This is a genomic window from Nocardia sp. NPDC019219 (genome assembly GCF_040632645.1).
GTDB classification, from domain to species: Bacteria; Actinomycetota; Actinomycetes; order Mycobacteriales; family Mycobacteriaceae; genus Nocardia; species Nocardia sputorum.
Map to the genome: position 1 here is coordinate 249930 of NZ_JBEYCG010000002.1, position 22358 is coordinate 272287.

At 69.2% G+C, this 22358-nt stretch carries 27 protein-coding genes and 2 pseudogenes; 22 read left to right on the forward strand and 7 right to left on the reverse strand.

Annotation, left to right across the window (positions count from 1 at the left end; translation table 11 throughout):
* Positions 1-75: 75 nt before the first annotated feature.
* A complete protein-coding gene (locus ABZ552_RS05535; protein ID WP_281878695.1) occupies positions 76-468 on the reverse strand; it encodes a DUF4440 domain-containing protein in 393 nt (130 codons plus the stop codon).
* Between the two features lie 157 nt (positions 469-625).
* Here ABZ552_RS05535 and ABZ552_RS05540 point away from each other — a divergent pair, with 157 nt between their 5' ends.
* On the forward strand, positions 626-1738 hold the full coding sequence (locus ABZ552_RS05540) for an alcohol dehydrogenase catalytic domain-containing protein (RefSeq protein WP_281878696.1): 1113 nt from the start codon (positions 626-628) through the stop codon (positions 1736-1738).
* Between the two features lie 42 nt (positions 1739-1780).
* Here the strand turns inward: ABZ552_RS05540 and ABZ552_RS05545 are convergent, their stop codons facing one another.
* Positions 1781-2215: a MarR family winged helix-turn-helix transcriptional regulator gene (locus tag ABZ552_RS05545; protein ID WP_281878698.1), complete on the reverse strand. Its 435-nt coding sequence runs from the start codon at positions 2213-2215 to the stop codon at positions 1781-1783.
* 77 nt (positions 2216-2292) lie between these two features.
* Here ABZ552_RS05545 and ABZ552_RS05550 point away from each other — a divergent pair, with 77 nt between their 5' ends.
* The 15 genes and pseudogenes from ABZ552_RS05550 to ABZ552_RS05620 all read left to right on the forward strand — a co-directional run bounded on the left by ABZ552_RS05550 (position 2293) and on the right by ABZ552_RS05620 (position 13167).
* Positions 2293-2739: a hypothetical protein gene (locus tag ABZ552_RS05550; RefSeq protein ID WP_357435756.1), complete on the forward strand. Its 447-nt coding sequence runs from the start codon at positions 2293-2295 to the stop codon at positions 2737-2739.
* A 178-nt stretch (positions 2740-2917) separates the two neighbouring features.
* Positions 2918-3664, forward strand: a complete 747-nt coding sequence (dapB, locus tag ABZ552_RS05555) for a 4-hydroxy-tetrahydrodipicolinate reductase (RefSeq protein WP_281878700.1) — start codon at positions 2918-2920, stop codon at positions 3662-3664.
* A gap of 37 nt (positions 3665-3701) precedes the next feature.
* The gene (locus ABZ552_RS05560; RefSeq protein WP_357435758.1) at positions 3702-4202 is read left to right on the forward strand and encodes a hypothetical protein; all 501 of its coding nucleotides are present in this window, start codon (positions 3702-3704) and stop codon (positions 4200-4202) included.
* A gap of 28 nt (positions 4203-4230) precedes the next feature.
* A pseudogene (locus ABZ552_RS05565) lies at positions 4231-4446 on the forward strand (flavodoxin family protein); the annotation flags it as partial.
* Between the two features lie 59 nt (positions 4447-4505).
* Entirely contained in the window at positions 4506-4970 is a 465-nt protein-coding gene (locus ABZ552_RS05570) for a flavodoxin family protein (RefSeq protein WP_357435760.1), read from the forward strand.
* A 187-nt stretch (positions 4971-5157) separates the two neighbouring features.
* The gene (locus ABZ552_RS05575; RefSeq protein ID WP_357435762.1) at positions 5158-5868 is read left to right on the forward strand and encodes a hypothetical protein; all 711 of its coding nucleotides are present in this window, start codon (positions 5158-5160) and stop codon (positions 5866-5868) included.
* A gap of 400 nt (positions 5869-6268) precedes the next feature.
* Positions 6269-6604, forward strand: coding sequence for a helix-turn-helix domain-containing protein (locus tag ABZ552_RS05580; protein WP_357435763.1), 336 nt, complete (start codon positions 6269-6271; stop codon positions 6602-6604).
* 77 nt (positions 6605-6681) lie between these two features.
* Complete coding sequence (locus ABZ552_RS05585) at positions 6682-7068, forward strand: helix-turn-helix domain-containing protein (RefSeq protein WP_357435765.1); 387 nt, start codon at positions 6682-6684, stop codon at positions 7066-7068.
* Between the two features lie 121 nt (positions 7069-7189).
* Positions 7190-8824 (forward strand): AAA family ATPase, encoded by a 1635-nt coding sequence (locus ABZ552_RS05590; RefSeq protein ID WP_357435767.1) that lies wholly within the window; start codon positions 7190-7192, stop codon positions 8822-8824.
* 505 nt (positions 8825-9329) lie between these two features.
* Positions 9330-9497: a hypothetical protein gene (locus ABZ552_RS05595; protein WP_357435769.1), complete on the forward strand. Its 168-nt coding sequence runs from the start codon at positions 9330-9332 to the stop codon at positions 9495-9497.
* Between the two features lie 412 nt (positions 9498-9909).
* Entirely contained in the window at positions 9910-10188 is a 279-nt protein-coding gene (locus ABZ552_RS05600) for a hypothetical protein (RefSeq protein WP_357435771.1), read from the forward strand.
* Between the two features lie 111 nt (positions 10189-10299).
* Positions 10300-11058, forward strand: coding sequence for a hypothetical protein (locus ABZ552_RS05605; protein ID WP_357435773.1), 759 nt, complete (start codon positions 10300-10302; stop codon positions 11056-11058).
* A gap of 61 nt (positions 11059-11119) precedes the next feature.
* A complete protein-coding gene (locus ABZ552_RS05610; RefSeq protein ID WP_357435775.1) occupies positions 11120-11626 on the forward strand; it encodes a hypothetical protein in 507 nt (168 codons plus the stop codon).
* A gap of 22 nt (positions 11627-11648) precedes the next feature.
* Entirely contained in the window at positions 11649-12317 is a 669-nt protein-coding gene (locus ABZ552_RS05615; protein WP_357435777.1) for a hypothetical protein, read from the forward strand.
* A gap of 94 nt (positions 12318-12411) precedes the next feature.
* A complete protein-coding gene (locus ABZ552_RS05620) occupies positions 12412-13167 on the forward strand; it encodes a recombinase family protein (protein WP_357435779.1) in 756 nt (251 codons plus the stop codon).
* Positions 13168-13603: 436 nt separating this feature from the next.
* Here the strand turns inward: ABZ552_RS05620 and ABZ552_RS05625 are convergent, their stop codons facing one another.
* Positions 13604-13825, reverse strand: coding sequence for a hypothetical protein (locus tag ABZ552_RS05625; RefSeq protein WP_357435781.1), 222 nt, complete (start codon positions 13823-13825; stop codon positions 13604-13606).
* Positions 13822-14142, reverse strand: a complete 321-nt coding sequence (locus ABZ552_RS05630) for a hypothetical protein (protein WP_357435782.1) — start codon at positions 14140-14142, stop codon at positions 13822-13824. Before ABZ552_RS05630 ends, ABZ552_RS05625 begins: the two co-directional genes overlap by 4 nt.
* Positions 14143-14282: 140 nt before the next feature.
* Between ABZ552_RS05630 and ABZ552_RS05635 the strand changes: the two genes are divergently transcribed.
* Positions 14283-14537 carry a helix-turn-helix transcriptional regulator gene (locus tag ABZ552_RS05635; protein WP_357435784.1) on the forward strand — a complete coding sequence of 85 codons (255 nt, stop codon included), beginning with the start codon at positions 14283-14285 and terminating at the stop codon, positions 14535-14537.
* 11 nt (positions 14538-14548) lie between these two features.
* Here ABZ552_RS05635 and ABZ552_RS05640 read toward each other — a convergent pair whose 3' ends face one another.
* Both ABZ552_RS05640 and ABZ552_RS05645 read right to left on the reverse strand, forming a co-directional pair.
* Positions 14549-15337: a hypothetical protein gene (locus tag ABZ552_RS05640; protein ID WP_357435786.1), complete on the reverse strand. Its 789-nt coding sequence runs from the start codon at positions 15335-15337 to the stop codon at positions 14549-14551.
* 406 nt (positions 15338-15743) lie between these two features.
* Positions 15744-17177 (reverse strand): recombinase family protein, encoded by a 1434-nt coding sequence (locus tag ABZ552_RS05645; protein ID WP_357435788.1) that lies wholly within the window; start codon positions 17175-17177, stop codon positions 15744-15746.
* Between the two features lie 25 nt (positions 17178-17202).
* Between ABZ552_RS05645 and ABZ552_RS05650 the strand changes: the two are divergent.
* The 5 genes and pseudogenes from ABZ552_RS05650 to ABZ552_RS05670 form a co-directional block, all read left to right on the forward strand.
* Positions 17203-17442 (forward strand): annotated as a pseudogene (locus ABZ552_RS05650) (flavodoxin family protein); the annotation flags it as partial.
* A gap of 108 nt (positions 17443-17550) precedes the next feature.
* Complete coding sequence (locus ABZ552_RS05655; RefSeq protein WP_281878705.1) at positions 17551-18237, forward strand: response regulator transcription factor; 687 nt, start codon at positions 17551-17553, stop codon at positions 18235-18237.
* Positions 18238-18248: 11 nt separating this feature from the next.
* Positions 18249-19526 carry an ATP-binding protein gene (locus tag ABZ552_RS05660; RefSeq protein WP_281878706.1) on the forward strand — a complete coding sequence of 426 codons (1278 nt, stop codon included), beginning with the start codon at positions 18249-18251 and terminating at the stop codon, positions 19524-19526.
* Entirely contained in the window at positions 19519-20538 is a 1020-nt protein-coding gene (locus ABZ552_RS05665) for a hypothetical protein (protein ID WP_281878707.1), read from the forward strand. Before ABZ552_RS05660 ends, ABZ552_RS05665 begins: the two co-directional genes overlap by 8 nt.
* Positions 20539-20570: 32 nt before the next feature.
* On the forward strand, positions 20571-21770 hold the full coding sequence (locus tag ABZ552_RS05670; RefSeq protein ID WP_281878708.1) for a crosslink repair DNA glycosylase YcaQ family protein: 1200 nt from the start codon (positions 20571-20573) through the stop codon (positions 21768-21770).
* A gap of 11 nt (positions 21771-21781) precedes the next feature.
* Here the strand turns inward: ABZ552_RS05670 and ABZ552_RS05675 are convergent, their stop codons facing one another.
* Positions 21782-22225: a hypothetical protein gene (locus ABZ552_RS05675; RefSeq protein ID WP_281917773.1), complete on the reverse strand. Its 444-nt coding sequence runs from the start codon at positions 22223-22225 to the stop codon at positions 21782-21784.
* Positions 22226-22358: the final 133 nt, after the last annotated feature.

Here is a 22358-nt window from a genome sequence, read left to right on the forward strand (position 1 = left end):
GTCCGAGAACAAGGCAGGAATTGTCCGGCAGACCTGGCGCCGGCGCCGCGTGCGCGTTTCCCATGCTGGGAATGGTCAGGCCGGTGCCGTATCGGTTTCGTGCACCGTCAGCCAGCGAACCGCACCTGGATCCTCGGTCGTCAGCACGGCCGTGACCCGACGACGAGTGACGTTTCCCGCGGCCCGGTGCGTCTCCAGGAATCGCACTACCGCGATATCGCCGGACCTGGAGAGTTCTTCGATTTCGGACACCTCGATGGTCAAGCCGGGCACGGCGTTTCGCGCACCACGGACGCCCGCGAGCAAGGAGCTGCGCCCGAGCACTTCGCCGTCGGTCGTCACCATGCTGAACCGCTCGTGTTGCGCCGCCGCGAACCGCTCGAACACCTCGACCGGCGCCTCCGACCCGAGCCACGTCCCCAGGTCGGCGTGCAAGCGCTCGACCGCATCGACCACATTCACACCCACGCGCGGCATCGTACGCAGGCCCACGCGCGGCGTGGCGTGACCGCTGCACACCGCGGCGTGACGCGGACCGATGGCGGCCGTTGCGAACAGTGCGATAGCCAGACCGGTGCGGCCACTGCGGTGGGTGCGGACGCCCCCGGGCGGTAGCGTCGGCGGAATGAAGATTCGTGGAGCGGTCCTGGAGCGGATCGCGGCGCCGGCGCCGTTCGCCGAGTCGGCGCCGATCACCGTGTGCGATCTGGAGCTGCGCGAGCCGGGGCCCGGTGAGCTGCTGGTCCGGATCGAGGCGGCGGGCCTGTGCCACTCGGACCTGTCCGTGGTGGACGGCAACCGGGTCCGCCCGGTGCCCATGCTGCTCGGCCACGAGGCGGCGGGGAGGGTGGAGGCGCTCGGCCCCGGCGACGGCGATATCGCGGTCGGGCAGCGCGTGGTCATGACCTTCCTGCCGCGGTGCGGCGAGTGCGCGGGGTGCGCGACCGACGGGCGCACCCCGTGCGTGCCCGGCAGTGCCGCCAACAACGCCGGTGAGTTGCTCAACGGTGGGCGGCGGCTGTTCCGTGACGGCGCCGAGGTGCACCACCACTTGGGCGTCTCCGCTTTCGCCACGCACGCGGTGGTGGACCGCAGGTCGGTGGTGCCGGTCGACGACGACGTGCCGCCCGAGGTGGCCGCGGTGCTCGGCTGCGCGGTGCTGACCGGCGGCGGTGCCCTGCTCAATTCGGCGCGTCCGGGCACCGGGGACCGGATCATGGTCGTCGGCCTGGGCGGTGTGGGTATGGCGGCAGTGCTGGTGGCGGTGTCGCTCGCCGCCGAGGGGCACGAGGTGATCGCGGTCGACACCGTGGCGGACAAACTCGCTCTCGCCCGGGAGCTAGGCGCGCACGCCGCCTACACCCCGGCCGAGGTCGCCGAGCTCGGGGTGCAAGCCGAGGTGGTGGTCGAGGCGGCGGGCAACGTCCGCGCGTTCGAGACCGCCGTCGCCGCGACCGCGCCCGGGGGCACGACCGTCACCGTCGGACTGCCCGCGCCCGATGCCCGGGCGGCTATCTCGCCGCTGGCCTTGGTCGCGCAGGGACGTTCGATCGTCGGCAGCTACCTCGGCTCCGCGGTGCCGTCCCGGGACATTCCCGAGTACGTCCGCATGTGGCGGTCGGGACGGCTGCCGGTGGAGCGGCTCGTCTCGGCGCATGTGGGGCTCGACGAGATCAACCGTGCCATGGACGAACTCGCCGCAGGCCACGCCTTGCGCCAGGTCATCGTCTTCGACTGACCCCGGCCGCCGAATCCTCGGTTCGCCGGCGCGTCACGTCGCTCATCCGGTGGGGCGGTCCAGCCCGTCGACGAAACGGGCGAGGAGACGGGCGAACTCGGCGCGCTCGGCGGGAGTCCAGTCCGCCATCGCCTCGGCCATGGCGGCGCGCCTGCCCGCCCTGGCCTCGGCCACCGCCCGATGTCCCGCTGCGGTCAGGCGTAGGACCGAACGCCGTCCGTCGCGCTGATCGGCGACCCGTTCCAGCAGGCCGGAGGACACCGCCTGGGCCACCAGGCGACTGGCCCTCGGCTGATCGACGCCGAGGGCGGGAGCGAGCGCGCCGACCGTGTCGGCCGCGCCGTCGGCCACGGCGTCGAGCGCGCGGAACACGGCGACGGGAATAGCGCCGTCGCTCAGCGCACCCCGCGTCTGCCTGCGCCGGATCCGGACCATCGCCGCTTCCACGGCGACGGTGATCGCGTCGTGCTCGTCCATTCGTTCACTCTGTCATGCCCGAAATTCATATGCAAGAATACATGTACTTGTTCATAGGCATATTCAGGAGAGTGGTTATGGCCATCCGTCGCGGCATCGGATATTGGCTCGTGGAGCTCGATCGATTGATCAACGAGCGCTTCGACGAAGATCTCGCCTCGGGCGGGTTCAATCGCAGGCGCTGGCAGGTGACGCACTCGCTGGCCGACGGACCGCAGCGCGCCGACGACATCCGTGACGCGCTCGACACCTTCTGGACCGACGACTCCGAATGGCCCACCGAACTGGCCGGACTCCTCGCCGACGGGCTGGTCGCCGACGACGCGGGCATGCTGTCGCTGACCGACGAGGGCCGAGTCGCCCACGACGAGGCCTTCGTCCGGATCGGCGAACGCAGAAGGCAATTGGCGGAGGGCATCACCGACGAGCAATTCGCCGAGACCGTGCGGATACTCCGACGGATGGTCGCCAACCTCGGTGGCGCTACGAGTCCGGAGGCCGGTGAACCACAGCCGGCGCGATAGGCACTTTCGCTCATCGTCGTGCCGCCCTCGGGCTGCCCGCGGGTTCGAGGACGGGTGGCGCACGGCCTGCGTTCGAACGCGTCGATCCTGTGGTTGCCTCCTCTTCGCCGGGCACGATCGGGCGGCGGGATCGCGGCCCATTAGGCTGATCCCGACCGAAGCGGAACGAGGAGGTGCGGTGACCATTCGGGTCGGAGTGCTCGGAGCGCGTGGCAAAGTCGGACAGGCGATCTGCGCGGCGGTGACCGCGGCAGGCGATCTGGAGCTGGTCGCCGCCGTCGACAAGGATGATTCGCTCGAGTCGTTCACCGCGGCGAATACGCAGGTGGTCGTCGATTTCACGCACCCGGACGTGGTGATGGGGAATCTCCGGTTCCTGGTGGAGCACGGCATTCACGCGGTGGTGGGCACCACCGGGTTCGACGAGGCCCGGCTGACGGAGGTGCGCGGCTGGTTGGCCGAGCGTCCCGAGGTCGGCGTGCTGATCGCGCCGAACTTCGCCATCGGCGCGGTGCTGTCCATGCGATTCGCCGAGCAGGCCGCCCGATTCTTCGAGTCGGTGGAGGTCATCGAGTTGCACCACCCGAACAAGGCCGACGCGCCGTCCGGCACCGCCTACCGCACCGCGGGACTGATCGCCGCCGCCCGGGACAAAGCGGGCCTCGACCGCAGTCCCGACGCGACGACGACCGAACTGGAGGGTGCCCGCGGCGCCGACGTGGACGGGGTGCGGGTGCACTCGGTGCGCCTGGCCGGTTTGGTCGCCCACCAGGAGGTGCTGTTCGGCACGCAGGGCGAGACGCTCACCATCCGGCACGACTCGATCGATCGCTCCTCGTTCGCCCCCGGGGTGCTGCTCGGAGTGCGGGAGATCGCGAACCGGCCCGGTCTCACCGTCGGGCTCGACCCGTTCCTGGATCTGTGATCGAGCGTCGGCAGCCGCGCCGCGATGGAGCGCGACCGTGAGCGGCTCGGAGCGGGACGATCACAAGGGCGGCGGAGAAGTCGTCAAGGTGGTCGCGTTCATCGCGGCCCTGATCCTGGTGCTCGGCTTCTATTTCCTGCTGCTGGGCCGGATCGCGCTCGGCCTGATCGGTTCCGGCGAGGTGGCGGCGATCGTGATCGGCGTCGGCGTCCTCATCCTGCCGCTGCTGGGCGTCTGGATCGTCGTGGCCACCGTGCGCGCGGCCCTGGCGCATCAGCACCTGGCGCGGCGGATCCACGACGAGGGCCTCGAGCTCGACACCTCCGCATTACCGCGGCTGCCGTCCGGCCGTATCCAGCGCGCGGCCGCTGACGAGTTGTTCGCGACGGTCAAGGCCGAGTGGGAGGCCGATCCGGACAACTGGCGCGTCTCCTACCGCCTCGCGCGCGCCTACGACTACGCGGGTGACCGCACCCGAGCCCGCGAGACCATGCGCCGCGCGGTCGCGCTGGAACGGCACGAGCGCGACACCGCCTGACGGCCGCGCGGGCCGATACCATCGCAGGGTGGCCCGGTTGCTGATCATCCATCACACGCCGTCCCCGCATATGCAGGCGATGTTCGAGGCCGTCGTCTCCGGGGCCACCGACCCCGAGATCGAAGGTGTGGAAGTCGTGCGCCGCGCCGCACTGGCCGTCACCGCCCCCGACGTTCTGGCCGCCGACGGATATCTGCTGGGCAGCCCGGCGAACCTGGGTTACATGAGCGGTGCGCTCAAGCATAATTTGCACGTTTACCGGGGTACTAGATCAAAGGGCGGCTTGACCAGGGAGAACGCCGCGTGACCCGCCTCCTGATCATCCACCACACTCCCTCGCCGCACTGCCAGGCGATGTTCGAGGCCGTGATCTCCGGCGCGACCGACCCGGAGATTACCGGCGTGGAGGTGGTGCGCCGCGCCGCGCTGGCGGTGACGCCGACCGATGTTCTGGAGGCGGACGGGTACGTGCTCGGCACCCCGGCGAACCTCGGGTACATGAGCGGCGGGCTGAAGGTCGCCTTCGATGCGATCTATTACCCCTGCCTGGACTCCACGCGCGGACGGCCGTTCGGGCTGTACGTCCACGGCAACGAAGGGACCGAGGGCGCGGAAAAGGGCGTCACCTCGATCACAACCGGCCTGGGCTGGGTGAAAGCGGCAGAGTACGTGACGGTTTCGGGACCTCCGTCCAAGGCCGATATCGAGGCGTGCTGGGAACTCGGCGCGACGATCGCCGCTCAACTAATGGAGACACCACTTGGATAAGGCAACAATTGCAATTATTGTCTCGACTGCGAGTGCGGCAGTTTCGCTTTTCTCTTTGGTCTGGCAGTTAGCGCTTTATCGGCTCTCGGGCGCGAGGCTGCGAGTTCAGCTTGTTTTCGAGTTCCATGACGAGTGGGGCACGATTCGCGCGATATCTGGCCGTCAGCGGAGGCCGTGGGGAAGCGTAATGCGCGACTCGAATATTCCAGTCGCGAATCACTTCGGGATCGAGTGCGTTCGTGTGCGGGTCACGAACATCGGCAGGGCGGCTGTCTCGGTTGAGAACATCGCTCTGGACGTAGGGCAAACGAAATGGTGGCGTAGGGGTAGAAAGACCTTCGTACCCTGGCTGTTCCACGCAAAGGACGACGATCGCGAGGCTGCCGTCACGCAGCCTTCCGTACGACTCGAAGCCGGAGCGACCGTATCTCAGGTGTTCCATTTGTGGCCTGGGGCACGTGCACAGGCGCAGAAGCTGAAGCACGGTCGGACACTCACTATTCGTGGTACTGCTACCGCCGCCGGTCGCCGACCGACACTCTCACCGCGCCGCTTCGCATGGAAGTTTAATCGCGGCGACGAGTCCTGGTTCACTGATTACGTTGTGACTCCGGAAATGCGGGTTTACCGGTCGCTTTGGCAGTCGAGCTACGCCGAGTATGTTGGTGGATTGCCTCTTCTTCTTCATCGCGAGATATCGAAAAGTTTGCGTGAGGGTGCAACGAGTAAGGACATTGAGGAATATCTGAAGGAACACCGGAGCGAGGGTATATTCGGCATGGCTGCGTTCGACGCGCACAAGGCATTCCATGGCGGTGACGACAGCGTCGGCAATCCCGTTCTTGAGCCCGATAGCGTGGCCGAGATCGACGCTGAAGCGGAACCCCAGTCGACATAGCGGCGGCTGGAGTGGAAGACACCCACCGCCGCTGCCCGGTTCACCACCGACCAACGGCCCGGCCGTGGTGTGTGTACGAAGTCGCCCTGGCGCTGTGTAAACCCTTTTGCAAAATCCCTGATCAGAGGGGTCTCAGAGTTAGGTCAACGCCGGTTCAGGGGCTATCGTAGGGACCACGTCCCAAGCGATGATTAACCCCCGCAAGGAGTTTGGGGCGACTCCACGGAACGAACCACCGGGACCTACAGACAGGGACCCGGCAGGCGGAGTGGAGATGCCGCAAGCCGCGCAGGGAGACGCTGAGCGTCTTCCTCGCACGTAGACCCAGAGACCAGGCGCGGAGGCTGGTCGGCTCAGGGGAGCGTGCGGAATCACCCACTCACCCTGGGAGTTCCGCACAATGTCCGGCACCAGCCCCTATCTCTCCACCACCGATATCGCCAAGCGGTTCGAAGTCACGGTGGACACCGTGTACCGCTACGTCGCCGAAGAGGGTCTTCCGGCGCATCGGCTCGCCCGCCGCTTGAGGTTCCTCCCCGACGAGGTGGACGCCTGGGTTCGCGCCCGGACCACCTCCGCCTCCGGGATGCCCACTGCCCCTGCCGCTCCGGCGCGCTCCGCCGACCCCGATTGGGTCGCCGCCCAGCTGGCCCAGTTCACCCCGGCCGACCTCCGCCGGGCGGGCGAAGTCCTGTTGTCCCTCGCGGGCACTCTGGACGGCCGGACGGCGGTGTGATCATGACGAGCACGACCATCCCGGCTGCCGCAATGAGCACTCCAGAGGTCTGCACCCCTGTTCGCCAGAGTGCAGGTATGAACACCTCCAGCCCACGTACGGGGAGCCTGAAGGAGGCAGCGGCGCTGCTGAATTGCTCAGTCGCCACCATCCGGCGGCGTGTCCATGACGGGAGCCTCCCGCATATGCGGCTGACGCCCGGCGGAGCTATCCGGGTGGACCTGGACGCGCTCCCGGGCATCACGGTGGCCGCCCCAACCCGTCCCCGGGGCGAGGCCCGTTCGTCGGCCAGCGCCGCTTCCGGCCGGGCTCAGGTTGTCGGCGTGAGCGAGGTGGCGGCGGTGCTGCTGTCGGAAGTCGCGCTGGCGGCGCACGTCCTGACCCCGAGCCACATCGCGCAGATCTACCGCGTCATGCGGTCGGCCTGGAACGAGCACAACGCTCGGGCAACGTCGGCTGCCTGACCTTCGCCTGTCCACAAAGCACGTAATCCGTTGGACGCCTGGCGAATCAGAGCGTCCTCGGCACATGAAACGGCCGGTCTCCGCTTCACCTCGGAGACCGGCCAGAGAAGGGATCAACCCCATGAATTCCGAGATCGAGTCTACCGCGCCGGGCTATGTGTCCGGAGAGGATGCCGCCGACGGAATCACTGCCGTCGGCGGCAATCCGGACGCGCCGCTGGCCGAAATCCTGGGGCCGGAGGGGTGGGCGGTGTTGTGCAAGGACTACGCGGAGGTAGGGACCACCCCGGCGGACCTGGAAGCAACGGCGCTGACCGAACTCGACTGGCTGCCGCACGCCGCCCTCCGCGCTACCGGGGCGGAGGTCACGCCCTCTCTGGAGGCAGCAGCCGCCCGCGAAAAGGTAGCGCGGGTGGGCCGGGTGGTGGAGTGGAGCGGGACCTATTACGCCGCTGACACGCTGGACCCCCGGCGGTCGGAATGGGAGCGCGTGCTGTCCACCGCAATCACGCGCAACAACATGCTCCCGATCAAGCCCAATTCCTTGCCGCTGCTGTTCTTTACGGGAGAACAGGCGATGAAGGCAGGCGCGACCGAGGCCGAGTTGAGGGCGCTGCGCTACCTCACCCCGGAGGCGGTCCGCGCGCTCACCCTGCGCAGCCGCTCGCTTGCCGACGCCGATACGCGAGAGGTCCGGGCACAGTCACTGCTCATTGCCGCCGAGCGGGCAGCGGAGAGCCTGGCGGTGCCGGAGCGGATCGACCTGACGACCTACACGCCCAGCCCCGTCACGTGGCTGGTGGAGGGACTGTGGCCGGTCGGCGGGGTGCTGGGTCTGTTCGCGCAGCGCAAGGCGGGCAAGTCCACAGTGGTCCGCGAACTGGCGGATTCGCTGCTGGACGGCCGGTCATCCTTCGGCCGGTACAGCACGCACCTGGACCCGGCGGCCGAAGTGGTGCTGATCGACACGGAGATGCCGCCGGACCTGCTTCACATGGAGTACATGGGGATGGCCAACCTGGGCCGGATCAACCTCCGCTCCATTCGGGGCGTGGAGCGGACCTTCGACGTGCGGGTGCCGCAGGTCCGGGCGCGCTGGGCCGCGCAGATCGCGCCGGGCTCGGTGATCGTGGTCGATTGCCTGTATGCCCTGTTCGGTTCCTTGGGCATCTCGGAGAACGACGACACGGTCAAGGACGTGATGTCCGGGCTGCGCTCTCTGGCGCTGGAGTGCGGTGCAGCCGGGCTGCTGATCATTCACCACTTGGGCAAGGACTCCGAGCGCGGCGCACGGGGGCACAGCTCACTGGAGGACTCCCCGGACGTGCTGTGCCGGATCGAGATGGACGGGATGCCCGCCGCAGACACCCCGCGTCTGTTCTCTGCCTTCGGACGCTATGGCGTCAGCATCGAGCCCGCGCGGTTGATCCTGGGCAGTGACCACCGCCTCAGCCTGGAGACCGTGGCCGAGGTCAAGGCCGAGCAGCGGCGGACCGCATTGAGCGCCGACGCGGACTTGGTCCTCAAGGCGATCCGGGACAACCCCGGATGCGCCGCCTCCGTGATCGTGGACGTGACCGGACTGCCGGACAAGCGGGCGCGCACGGCCACCAAGCACCTGGAGGAAATCGGGCTGGTGCGGGACGAGGGCACCGCGAAGACCCGTCAGGCGTGGCGAGCTGTGCCGCAGCCCGACCCTCTGGACAGCTTCGCGACGGTCGGGGAGACGGCCCGCCGCCGGGTTCTGGAGGGGTGATCCGATGCTGATTTGGACCGTTTCCGGGGGCCGCTCCGGGAAGAGTTTCGGCCGGGATTTTCGGCCGAAACATAGCCGCAGGTCAGACGGTGGAAGTCCGATTTTCGGGTGGTCCGTGCGTTATGAGTTCTGGCCGTTCCGGCCGGTTCCGGCCGCAACTCCGTGGCCGGAACATATGCACAGCTCAACCCATGTTTTCGCGAAGTTCCGGCCCGTTCCGGCCATTTTTCCACCGCTCCGCTGCGAGTGGTTCCGGCCGTGCGGCCCGGCCCCTATAGGGGGCCGGACGGACGGACCACGGTTCCCGGACCGCAATAGGGGGTCTCCCGAGAGTGGTGCACAAGGCACGGAATCCGTTGGAAGACATATCCATTCGTGCCCGAAATCGGGGAGCCGTGGTGAGCCGCGCACATCAACCCTGACCCCTCAACGCCCCACCCGATTGGAGCTGTGGAATGACGAAGATCGAGACCCCCACCGCCGAGCCCTTCACACCATGTGAGGTGTGCGGTCGGCCGACCTGGTACGCGCCGAACGCGGACCTGTTCGTCCACGCGGACGGGTCCGACAACCGGAACTGCTGGGCGGCGCGGGACTTCGACCCATACGGCGGCGTGACCCGGAGGGCAAGGCGTGGGCGCTGGCTCAGCTGGCAGCGGAGGTGACCCAGTGACCACCTCGTTGCGTCCCTCGCTGACGTTCGCCCCCCGGCCCCATCCCACCGCCTCCCGGTCCCTGCCCGATCGCGCAGCGTCATGCCCTCGCGGAGGCTGCGCGGCGCGTGCTGGAGCTGCGGCCGTGCCCCGTAGGCCCGGAATTCGCGGTCCGGCTGGAGGCCGTGGCGGCGTACCGGCGGGCTGCGTCATGAGCGCCCCGCTGCCTCCGGGGCAACGGCGGCTCAAGGCCCCAGATCTGGCCGAGATCGACCGGCAGCGCCACCCGTTCGCCTCCCTGATCCGCAGCGACCCGCCCGCCGACGTAGAGCCCCGGACGCAGGCCGAGCGCGCCTGGAACCCCGAGACATAAGCAGTGCGCCCCCGATCGCTCAGGCAAGCAATCGGGGGCCGTGAAAGGAATGCGACCCCATGATGACCGAGATCGAGGCCGCGCCGGAGCGCGGGGCCTACGTTCCGCCGCCCGTCGTTGACCCCTGGTTCTACTGGCTGTCGGCGCACTGCCCGCGCTGCGTCCATACCGCCGCCTGGCGGCCGGACAGCCTGACCGAGCCGCACACCTTCACCTGGCGCGGCGGCGCGACGGTGACCACGGCGCACGCCTGCGGGTGCTGCGGCTCCCGCTGGACGGTCCGCTGGCCGACCGCCCTTGTCCTGGAGCCTGCGGAGGATGACTCCGAAACGTCCTGAACTGGGGAAATAGGCACCGCGGAATGCGGCCTAAGTCACATACAAATCGTCAACCGAGTAACTAAAAGCTCTGTCCACCAGGGCATTTCGAGACACACAGGAGAACGAACCATGACCGACTTCAGCGCCCGCGTGGACGAAGACCAGCCCCGCCAGCCTCAGTGGATGAGCGACCGCCGGTACAACCATCTCCCGAGGCCGCGCCGGTACGACCAGCGTCCCCGCGATCACCGTGCCGATTCCCTGGAGGTCCAGCGCGAGCGGCGGCGTAAGCGCCTGAATGTGGTCTATGACGAGCGTCTGCGCCTGTCGGCGGAGGTGGTGGAGGCGGTGAGTGGCGCGTCGGCCGCCATTGCCTCCGACCGTCGGCCGGGCCGCTGGACCGCGCCGACCGGCGACGCCTTCGCGGAGATCTCGGCGGCCCTGACCGAGATCGCGCGGGCTGTGCGTGCGCCCGTCCCGCACTGGCCCGCCACCCTGTCCGCCGGGGCGGTGGTGGATGGGGAATGGGCGCGGATGCTGACCGAGGCCGCCCGGGGGCTGGACGACCCCGTGAGCGCTGCGCTCGCGCCCAGCGCGCCCGGAGCGGCGAACACCTCGGAGTTCATCGTGGAGCGGCTGCGCACGATCGACAACGCCGGGCGCTCGCTGGGTGCCCACGTCGGACAGATCCAGGCGGGGGAGGGTTCCAAGCCTCCGGCCCCGACTCAGGCCGCCGTGGCAGCGGCCGACCCAATGAACGCATTGCGTGCCAGGCACTCCCGCGAACAGCAGGAGCTGCGGGCGCGCCAGGCCGCCGAATGGGCCACGGCCTCTGCCGAAGTGAAGGCCGCGCGCGTGGCCGCTCAGGCGGAGAGGGCGGCGAAGTGAGCGCCCCTGCATCACCAATCCGCAGGCTGGAGACCCAGACCCACCGCGAAGGGAGCAACCCATGGCACGCCTGACCTTGGCCGACCTGACTGACGACGAATACGGCCGCGTGCTGCTGGCCGTCCACGAGGCGGGACATGCCGTGATGGCGGCGCTGGCGGGTGGCCGGATCGCCGCCTGCGTAGCGTCGGCCGGGCACGGCAGCGTGGATTTCTACGGCCACGACCCCGCGCGCACCGCCGGTATCGCCTGGGCTGGGTCGTTCGCCGAACTGCTGTTCATCCACGGTGACCACCCGCCGGAGAGCGCCGTCAGGGAGGCATTCGCCTCGGCGACGCCGCAGGACCGGGAGGGGATGACCTCCGGCCGCCCTCGCGAGGCCGAGGCCGATATCCGGTTCACCATGCCAGCGATTCGCCGCGTGGCCTCGCGCATCCACGCCCAGGGGTTCGCGACCCGCACCGAGATTCACGCCGCGCTGGGAGTCCGGCCCGGGATGGATATCGACATGGTGCGCTGGGCGTACCGCAACCGCATCGACCCGTTCGCCGTCACTCCGGCGGCGTGACCGAGACAAGGAGGGCTCAGCGATGAGTCACGGACCAGACAAGGCCACCCCGGACGAGCGGGAGCGCCAGACGAAGGCGCTGGAGCTGCGGATCGCAGGCGCGACCTATGACCAGATCGCGAAGACGCTGAAGTACGCCGACCGGACAGGTGCCTTCCGGGCGGTGGATGCGGTGCTGAAGCGCCGGGAGTCCACTGCCGCTGCCGAATACAGGGAGTTGGAGGACTCCCGGCTGGACCTCGCCCTGCGGAAGGTCGCGCCGGGAGTCGTCGCCGGGGACCTCAAGGCGATCGAACTGTGGCTGCGCATCCACGACCGCCGGGTGAAGCTCCACGGCCTCGCCATGCCGGAGAAGCTTCAGGTGCAATCGGTCGGTCTGGATCACGAAGCGTTCACCACGACCGTGGACGAAGACATGCGGCTGCTGGGCCTTCGCCCCGAGACGGGAAGGCCGTTGAGCGAACCGGAGTTGATCGAGGACGACGGGGAGCCCTGGGCGAACACGGGGGACCTGCTCCCGGGCGCACGGCCTCCTCTGCCCGCCGCCGACAACCAGACCGGGCAGCCCAATCCGGCAGCGCCCCTGCCGGACCAGACGCCCGTCCGTGCTCCGGCCACCCCATCTCGGGGCACGCGGTGGGACGCGAGCGTGGATGGGCGGCGCTTGACGTGGAGTGACGTCCTGGGGTGACGCGGCGCGCTGCCGGGGGCAGGTGATGTGCGCCGCCTGCCTCCGGCCCACCCATCCGTTACTAATTCTGACAGTTTGGTAACATTGCAGGTAGATGCGTTCCATTCACCTGCAAGGAGACCACGCCATGCGGCTTGTCGGCTACGTGCGGCTCAGCAACGCCGAGAAGAACGACGGCAACCGGCTCGCCGATCAGAAGGCCCAGGTGCGCCGCGCCGCTGCCAAACACGGGCACCGGATCGTCCGCTGGTGTGAGGATGACGGCCTGTCGGGTGCGCTGCCCGCCGAGAAGCGGCCCGGGATCGACTGCGCGCTGAGCGTGGTGCGCTCCGGTGACGCCGAAGGGATCATCGTCCGCGACCTGGATCGGCTCGCCCGCGCGGTGACGGTCCAGGAAGCAATCCTCGCCGAGGTGTGGCGGTGGAACGGCGTCATGTACACCGCGACCGGCGAGGTCCCGAAGGACGATCCGGACGACCCGATGCGGACCGCGATGCGGGAGATGATGGCCGTGTTCTCCGGGCTGGAGCGGCGCATGATCGCCAAGCGGATGCGCGACGGCCGCAAGGCCAAGGCCGCCAGGGGTGGGCACGCCGAGGGCAGCATCCCCTTCGGTTGGCGCACCGACCCCGACAACCCGCGCAACCCTCATGGCGCGCTCGCCGCCGAGGAGACCGAGCGGCGTGCGGTGGAGCTGATGCGGGAGCTGCACGCCGAGGGTCGATCGCTCCGGCAGATATGCGACCGGCTGACGGCGGAGGGCATCCCCACCAAGCGGGGCGGACGGTGGCAAGCGAACACCGTCCGCCGGATTCTCGACCGTGAAACCACCACGACCGCCAAGGATTAGGCGGCGGGCAGCGAGCCGGTCAGAATTTCGCAACCGCCTTCCTGCACGTGGAGCAGATCGTGCCGTGTGGGTTCTCGCCAGGGGGCCAACTGGCGGTGGGCTCCGCGTCAGCCTGGCTCATTGCGTACTCCCGTGTGGACTTGCCACACACCGTCTCCACCTCATTCCAGCTTCGCCCCTGGGGGTCGGGCCACGCGACGGCGTGCCAGGCATCGCCCCCGGATGTGCGCTGCCTACCACTTCCGAAGTTTGTCGAGTTGACCGCGCCCCACGACTGAAGGGCTGTGACCTACGTCGTCATGGCCCGGACGGTAGCCGTGCCGGAGCGGGGCAGCGGTGAACCACGCCGAGGGCTGAGGCACGCGATACCCTGATCAACGCGAACGCCCCGGCCGGATAGCTCCCGGCCGGGGCGTTCGTCTGTGTGCGGGTTCGATCAGGCGGCGCTGTGTCTACTCCCTGGTCTTCGGTCCGGTCGCCCGCCCCTCACCGGCCGCAGCCTCACCGTGTCGGCAGCGGCGGCCTGGCGCTCCCGCTCCACCCTCGCGCGGATGCCCTCCACGCTGCGCTCCGGCGGTATGCGCTCCGGCCACCACATCGCCCAGGCCAGCACCCCGAGGGGCAGCGCGATCACCGCCGCCCACCCGAGCGCGATCACAGGACATCCTCGGCAAACACCGACCGCCGGGGAAAGCTCTCCCGGGGGTTCACGGTCTCCACGTGGGCGATCTCCTGGACCCTGTGCAGCTCCGCCTCGTCCAGGTGGTCCGGGGAGGGCATGAGCACGGCGTCGGCCCCGATGTTCCGGACCTGTGCCGAGACCGGCAGTACCGATATCTCATCGGGCCAGATCAGCCGGTAGCCGAGCCTCCGCGCCAGCCGCTCCACCCCCGCCCGGTCCCACTCGACGCTGGGTGAGAGGTCGACGTCTATCCATCCGAGCGCTCTGGGCTGGTTCGCTATGTCCTGGGTCATGGTGTCCTCCGGTTATCTTATGAACACCTATAAGTCTCCTTCAGAGGACACGATTACGCACGGCTTCCGTCTCATATAGGTATGGAGACTGAAACGTATGTAGACCTCGGAGGATTCGGCCAGGCACTCTGTCCAGCATCATGGAAGGTGATCTTCAGCGGACAGTAGGGCGCAACGTGCGCGCCATCCGGATAGCGCGTGGCCTGAGTCAGGAGGCGTTCGCCGACGCCCTGGGCGTGCACCGGACCTACATGGGCACGCTGGAGCGCGGACAGCGGAATCTCACCTTGCGAGCCGTAGAGCGGCTGGCCGATCTCCTGGGGATAGACGACCCGCGCACCCTGCTGAGCGAGACGATGACGGTCTCCGTGACCGTGACCGACCCAGGGCAGTAGGTCCCGCTCCGTCAGGGAGTCGGGTCGATCGTCACAGCCATCAGCGCGCACTCGTATCCCACGGTCACCACCCGCTCACTGAGCGCGTAGACCGTGTTGTTGTACGCCGGGACGCTGTGGGAGCCGGTGGTAACCACCTGCTCGAAGACCGGGGCGCGCCAGACGAACAGCGAGCCGGTAGCCACCAGGGTGTTCCCCAGCGCGGAGGCGTAGCCGCCGCCGAAAACCCACGTGTTGCCCATGTTCGTCCGCAGCTGCGGGGAGCCGTTGGTCGCCTTGAGGTTGCCCGCCTGGACCGCCCAGCGCCGGGAGGCGTGGATGTACCCGGCGTATCCCTGCTCGCCCAGGAAGTCCTCCAGGGTGCCGATCGCGGTAGCCAGGTCCGGCACGACGGTCGGCGCTCCGGCATCGGACAGCAGCCGCGCGCCGAAGGCGGATTCCACCAGCATCGGCTCGTGGAGGCGGCGCGTGTGCGCGGCCCGCGCCATCACCTCCGCCTCCGTCTGGTCGGTCCGGCACTCCGACGCCGCCCAGACCACCATGGGATCGAATTGCAGCGGTGCGCCGCGCTCGCCCGCCGCCTTGACCGCCGGGTCGTCGTCGCAGAGTTCGGTGGAGTAGGTGCCGATTCCGCTGTCGCAGTTGTACGGGTACAGGTCGATACCCGCCAGCAGCTCCCTGGTCGGTCCTGTGGTGTCGAACAGCGTCGCGGCGGCGTAGAGGCCGTATCCCTGAGTGGGCAGCGGCGGCGCTTCGTAGACGACGGGCAGCGGGTTCGCGGCAGTGGTCACGGTGGTCATGGCCTTGTCCTCCTGATCGGGTTGCCGCCGACGCTACGAGCGGGCCGCGCAGGACCAGGGGAGCGCGGACACCCGGCCGGGTCTATCACAAGGCCATTCCCAAGCTCTCCGGCCGGGCGTCTGCTCGGGGCGCGGCGTGACCGACTACCGCAGCAGAGCGCCGCGCCCTGGGGCAGACGGTAGGCGCTGGCCGTGCACGGACCCCGACACAGCAACGGCCCCCGCAGCTCTGGGCGGCGGGGGCCGAGGTGTGAGCGCCCACTGCTTCGGGCTGGGGACGCTCTGCCGATCGCGATAGGAGTTCGAACCGATCCGACGCCTCCAGTCTAGGAGGTTGGGGTGTGCGGCCCGAGCACGCCACGGCCCGGCCGGATAGCTCCCGGCCGGGCCGTTGGTCGGTGGTGAATCAGGCAGCGGGGCGTGAGCGGGGCGTGATGTTGATGCCCTTGCGCTTGTCGGCCCAGCGGCCCTTGCCAATGCGCTCGATCTCGATCACCAACACCGCCTTGATGAATTCGCGCTGCGCGACCAGGTCCAGCCCCCGCCACATCTTGACCGGATCGGGTGCCGTAGCCAGGGCTTTGACGGCGGGGTCGATGAACGTCGGCGCGGCGGCGGCTTCGGCCTCGGTGATCTGGGCTTCGAGCCGGGTCGCTACACGGGCACCCGTCGCGGCGGGCATTCGTCCCTCGGCTATCTCCGTCTCCACTTCCTCCAGCTGGCGGCGCAGTTCGGCCAGCCGGACTCCGGCGGTGGGGTCGGTCGCGGGAGCCTCGGCCAGAGCCTCCAGAGCCTCCGGGGTGGTCAGGATGCCCTCCACCACGGCGTGTACGGCGTCGTCCACGATGTCCTGTGTGCGGGCGACGCACATCTTCTTGCAGCCGTACACCGGCCACTTCCGGCCGTCTACCTTCGACTTCCCGCCCCAGCGCCGCCAGACGGGTTCCTTGCAGACAGAGCAGGTCGCGATGCCGGAGGCGAGATACTTCACCGGCACCCCACGCGGCCCGGACTTGCGGGCGGCGAACAGCGCCACGAGGTCGTTGTGCTGGTCCTCGGTGAGGATTGCCTCCCACGTCCCCTTGCCGTGGATGACGCCCCGGCCGCGCTTGCCGTTGACGACCTCGCTGTGGGTGCGGAAACCGGCCAGCGTCGGATTCACCAGTAGGCGACGGAGTTTCGCGGAGTCCCACCCGCGCGGGTCCTTGGTCTCCATCCAGCGCACCGTAGAGCCGAACGACTGGCCGTCGAGCACGCGGCGGGCTGCCTCTGCGATGAGGGCGGACTGGATGGGCTCCGGCTCCCACCACTTCCGCAGGACCCGGCCGTTCGCGTCGGTCTCGGTGGCGACCCGGTAGCCATAGGGGACGCGGCCGTGGGGCCGTCCGGCGGCGAGGTTGGCGCGGTGGGCACGCATGATCCGGTCCCGGATCTGGTCGGCTTCCTTCTCGGAGAGAAGAGCATCCAGCCCGGTCGCGAACCGGTCGTCGCCCTTGGTGAGGTCGAACAACTTGCCGTTGTAGGACCAGAACACCCCCAGCTCGGCGCACAGGTCCCGCAGCTCCACATACCGGCCGAGTTCACGCTGAGCCCGTGACGCCTCCCAGGTCACGAGCACGTCGCCGGGCGTGAGGGTCTTCTTGAGCCGGGCGTACTCCGGCCGGTCCTTCGTGGCGTAGCGGGAGGCGGAGCGGTCGTTGTCGGAGAACACCGCCTCCACTGGCCAGCCATTGCGCTCGCACACCGCGCGGCATTCGGCCTCCTGCTCCTCGACGGAGCGGCCACCGGCGTTGTCGCTGCTCACACGGACATAGATCAGGGCTCTGAGCGGGGGCGTCATAGTAGGGTAGTTTAGGACGTAAATACACGCGTTCGACACGATCTACTACCCGTGTCTGGATTCCACACGCGGTCGGCCGTACGGCCTGTACCTGCACGGCAACGAAGGCACCGAGGGCGCCGAGCGCGGCGTGGTGCGCATCACCACCGGGCTCGGCTGGGAGCAGGCCGCCGCCGCGGTCGTGATCTCCGGCTCGCCCGGCAAGGACGACCTGCAGCGATGCTGGGAACTCGGGGCCACGCTCGCGGCCGGGCTCATGACCTGAGGCCCCCGAATTCTGGTGTCTGACCCTCGCGCACCATTGCCCGGCATACTGTCTGCGGTTGTTGTCGCGGTGGGGATGTGGACGAGTAGCTCGGGATGGGAGAGCCAGGTGACCTGGGCCGAAGGGAACGAGAACGCCCCGCGCCGAATCGGACTGGTCGAGGACCACGAATCGGTCGCGATCGGTCTCGCCGCGATGCTGGCGCCGGAGCCGGATCTCGATCTGGTGCTGACCGCGGGCACCGTGCCGGAACTGCTGGCCGCGGCCGACGGCGCGCCGCCGCTGGATCTGGTGGTGCTGGATCTGCGGCTGGCCGACGGATCCTCACCCGAGGACAACGTGCGCGCCCTGCGTGGCCGCGGCATGGAGGTACTGGTCTTCACGGGTGCGGACAACGCCTTCCTGGTGCGCGCCGCCGCGCGTGCGGGTGTCTTGGGTGTGGTGCGCAAATCCGAGGACGTGCCGACCGTCGTCGCCGCCGTACGCCGCGCGGCCAGCGGAGAGCAGGTCGTCACCACCGACTGGGCGGCCGCCATCGACGGTGATCCGCAACTGTCCGACGTGGGCCTGAGCCCGCGTCAGGAGGAAGTGCTGACGCTCTACGCGTCCGGGGAGAAGGCATCCCGGGTCGCGCGGTTGACAGGTCTGTCCGAGCAGACGGTCAACGATTATCTCGGCCGGATCCGCCAGAAGTACGCCGACGCCGGCCGTCCGGCGCCGACCAAGACCGACCTGTACAAGCGGGCGGTGGAAGACGGCTGGCTGCCGGTCCCCGAGCGGCAGCCGCGCGGATGATCGCGTCCAGCATGCTGGACACCCCGTCGCACTCTCGCTCGCTCCCGCTCGACCGGCCGCGCGCGAGCCGTTGGCGCCGCGGAGTCGTGGCGCTGTCCAGGGAGAAAGCCTCCGAAGGAGCCGCCGATCGCATCCTGCGGCGGTTCGGGCTCGCCATCGGCATCGCGGGGGTGATCGCCGCGATCGTCGAGTTGCCCGAGATCGCCGATCAGAGCCGCTTCGTGCCCGTCCGCTGGACGGTGGTGGAGGTGGTGCTGGCGTTCGGGCTGTTCCCGGTGCTCGCGGTCGTCTCGGTCGGCATGAGCCGGCGCGTGATCCAACGGGTGGCCGGTGCGGCCGCGATGAGTTTCCTCGGCGCGATGGCGGTGGTCCCCGTGGCATACGCTGTGCCGGATTCCGAAGGGGCGGCTTCGGTCTGGCTGTACCGGGTGCTGGCGCTGGGTGTGCTCGCGGCTGTGCTCGCTTGGCGGCCGCCGTTCGCCGTGACGTATCTGGTGGTGGGCGCGGCGTTCAGCGCCCTGGCGAATCTGGTCGTGCTGCGGGAGACCACCGCGCTCGCGTTGCTCGGCGATTTCGCCAGAGCGGCCGGGTTGAGCGCGCTGTTCCTGTGGTGCGTGGTCTATGCCAGAGCGGCGGCCGCGCGCGTGGATCGCGAGTCGGCGATCGAGAGCAGCCGCGCGGCGGCGGTCGCGGGCGCGGCGGCCCGGGAGCGGGAACGCGCGAGGTTCGCCGCGCTGATCCACGACGCGGTGCTGTCCACCCTGCTGGACGCCTCGCGAGCCGGGACCGAATCGCCGGTGCTGCGCCGCCAGGCCGAACGCACCCTCGAACAACTCGACGAGTGCCGGGTGGCCGAGACCGAACCCGACCGCTTGGACGCGCAATCCGCGATCGGGTTCCTCCGCTCGGCCGTCCACGAGGTGAATCCCGGCATCAGGTTCACCACACGGCGCTGGGCCGGGTTCGACGATCTGCACCTGCCGGTGGACGCAGCCAGCACGATCGCGGCCGCGCTGGCCGAGGCCGTGCGCAACAGTCTGCGGCACGCCACCGTCGCCGGGCGGGAGGTGCGCCGCACCGTCACAGTGACGATCAGCGCCGGGGGAATCCGGGTGGTATTCCGGGACGACGGGGCGGGTTTCGACCTGAGCGCGGTGCCCGTCGATCGGCTCGGCATCTCGGTGAGCATCCTCGGCCGCATGCGTCAGCTCGCCGGTGGCGCGGGGTTCGTGGAATCCGAACCTGGTGAGGGAACAACCGTGACGCTGGTGTGGGGCGGGAATGGCTGAGCCGGAAACCGAATTCGGGCTGCGCGATCTGCTCGGGCTGCGCGACCGCGCGGCTTGGCTGTTCCTGGTCGTGCTCGAAGCCACCATCGTGCTGTACATGATCCGGAACTTCTCGGAATCGCCGGTGGCCGCCGCCGTCGCGGCGCTGGTCGTGCTGGCGCTGGCCGGTGTCGTCGTACTGGTGGTACCTACCGATCCGCTGCCCTGGGCCGCGACCGTGTTCGTCGCCGCGTCCGGGCCGCTGGCCACGACCTTGACCTCGTTCGACGTCGAACACGGCTGGTCCAAGCAGGTGTGGACGGCGTTCGCCGCGTCGTATGTGCTCGCCGTGCTGGTGCTGCGCGGACGCTTGGCCGCCGCCTGGCTCGGTGTCGCCGGCATCGGCGTGGTGATCGCCGTGGTCGGCGTGGTGGCCGGGCTGCGGATCGGCGTCGTCGTCGGTTCGATCGTGCCGGTCGCCACGGTGGCGGGGGTCTCCCTGTTCGCGGCGATCATGCGGCCGACCCAACGTTCGCTGCGGTTGCTGCGCGAGGAGGCGGCCATGCGCGCCGCCGCCGAGGCCGCGATGGCGGCGGAGAACTCCGAACGCACCCGTCAGCTGGCCCGGCTGGACGCGGTGGCGCGCCCGATCCTGGAACGCATCGCCGACGGCGCGGAACTCACCGCGGCGGAGCGGGAGCAATGCAGGCTCCTGGAAGCCGAACTGCGCGACGGCCTCCGGGCTCCGCAGCTGGCCACCGATCAACTCAGCAGCGCCGCTCGGGGCGCTCGCTCCCGCGGCGTCGAGGTGATCCTGCTCGACGACGGCGGCTTCGCGGGCGTGCCGCATCACGTGCGCAGGCAAGTGATCGACGCCGCCACCCGCGAACTGGACGCCGCGAACGACGGCTCGGTCACCGTCCGCATCCTCCCCGCGGGCCGGCGCATCCTGGCCACCGTCCTGGCCACCGCGTCCGACCGAGACCGCCGCACCGAGATCGACACCACCGGCGCGGTCACCGTCTCGACCTGACCTGTCGGTGGGTCGTGGCATCGTTGCCTGCTATGCGGAAGATGGGTGCCGCGGCGGCACGGCGAACGGCTTTGGCGGCGCAGGGTTTCGGGATGCGCAGGCCCGGCCGCGCGACGCGGCGGACGGTGCTCGGTGTGCTGGACCGGACCCAGCTGCTGCAACTGGATTCGGTGTCGGCGGTGGTGCGAGCGCATTACGCGCCGGTGTTCAGCCGCATCGGGTCCTACGATCGCACGCTGCTGGATCAGGCGGCGTGGAGCAACGGCGCTCGGCGCCCGCGGGCACTCGTCGAGTACTGGGCACACGAGGCCGCGCTCATCCCGGTGGAGGACTGGCCGCTGCTGCGCTGGCGGATGCGGCGGTACGAGCACGGGCGCTGGTCGGGCATGCGCAAGGTGGTCGAGCGCAATCCGACCCTGGGCAAGGACATCCTGGACGTGATCACGTCGGTGGGTGCGGCCACCGCCGGCGAAGTGGAGCGTCATTTGGAGCTGGACAAGCCGCGACCGAAGGGCTCCTGGTGGAATCTCAGCGATACGAAGATGATCTGCGAGCAGCTCTTCGCGGCGGGCGCGCTGTCGGTGGCCACCCGTGTGGGATTCACCAGGCACTACGACTTGACCGAGCGGGTGCTGCCCGCGGAGGTGCTGTCCCGCGACGTCGCCGAAGCGGACGCCGTCCGTGAGCTGGTGCTGCGTGCCGCCACCGCGCACGGCATCGGCACCGAAGCGGACCTGCGGGACTACTACCGGCTGCAGCGCGCCCAGACCGAACCGGCCATCGCCGATCTGGTGGACGCGGGAGAGCTGATCCCGGTGGAGGTGGCGGGCTGGGAGAAACCGGCCTATCTGCGGGCTGGCGCCCCGACACCGCGCCGCGTCGAAGGGGCCGCGCTGCTGTGCCCGTTCGACCCGCTCATCTTCTTCCGCGCCCGCACGGAGCGCATCTTCGACTTCCACTACCGCATCGAGATCTACACCCCTGAACACAAACGGGTGCACGGCTATTACGTCTTCCCGTTCCTGCTCGACGGTGAACTCGTCGGTCGCGTCGACCTACGCGCGGAGCGTGCGAACGGCCGGTTGTGGGTCCCCGCCGCGTTCGCCGAACCCGGATACGACACTCCGGCCACCGCGCACGCTCTCGCAGGCGCGCTGCGCGAGATGGCCGATTGGCTCGAACTGGACGAGGTCGTCATCGGCGATCGCGGCAATCTCGCCGCGTTGCTGTAGGCGCGACTGGGTCAGCTGTCGCGTTTGGGCCCGTACCCGCGCATCTGGTCGCGCAAAGCCCCGTGGACGGCGCTGGACAGCCACGAGTTCAGGGACTGACCGCTCTGTGCCGCAGCCTCTTCCGCACGCGCCTTCATCTGCTCCACCAGTCGCAGCGTGACCCTGCTGATGTCTCCGGTCATCTCCTCGAAGGTGGGCGGCTCGTCACCCACCGTGCTCTTGCGCACATCGATGGACGCGTCGGTGCCGTCGACCGACACGTGCACCGTTCGGTCGCCGAGTGCGGCGCTGACCTCGGCGGCGAGGTCCGACAGCGCGGCGAGCAGCACCAGGCGGGCAGGCCCCTCCGTCGCAGCGGCCAGGGCCGTCGCCGTGGCCTGCGTCTTCTCGTCGCCGAGCGCCGCGGCGGCGATCAGGTTCTCGCGCAGCCGGCTGGTGTACTTGGTCAAATCCATGACGCCAGTGTGACGCCATAATTGATGTCAGGCAAGCGGCAAGATGGCATCACCCAGCTGTCGTCGATATGGATTCGCGTCTTTGTTGCGGCCTGATCGCCGACGACGGTGTCGAGGGCGTGTCTTGGACCGG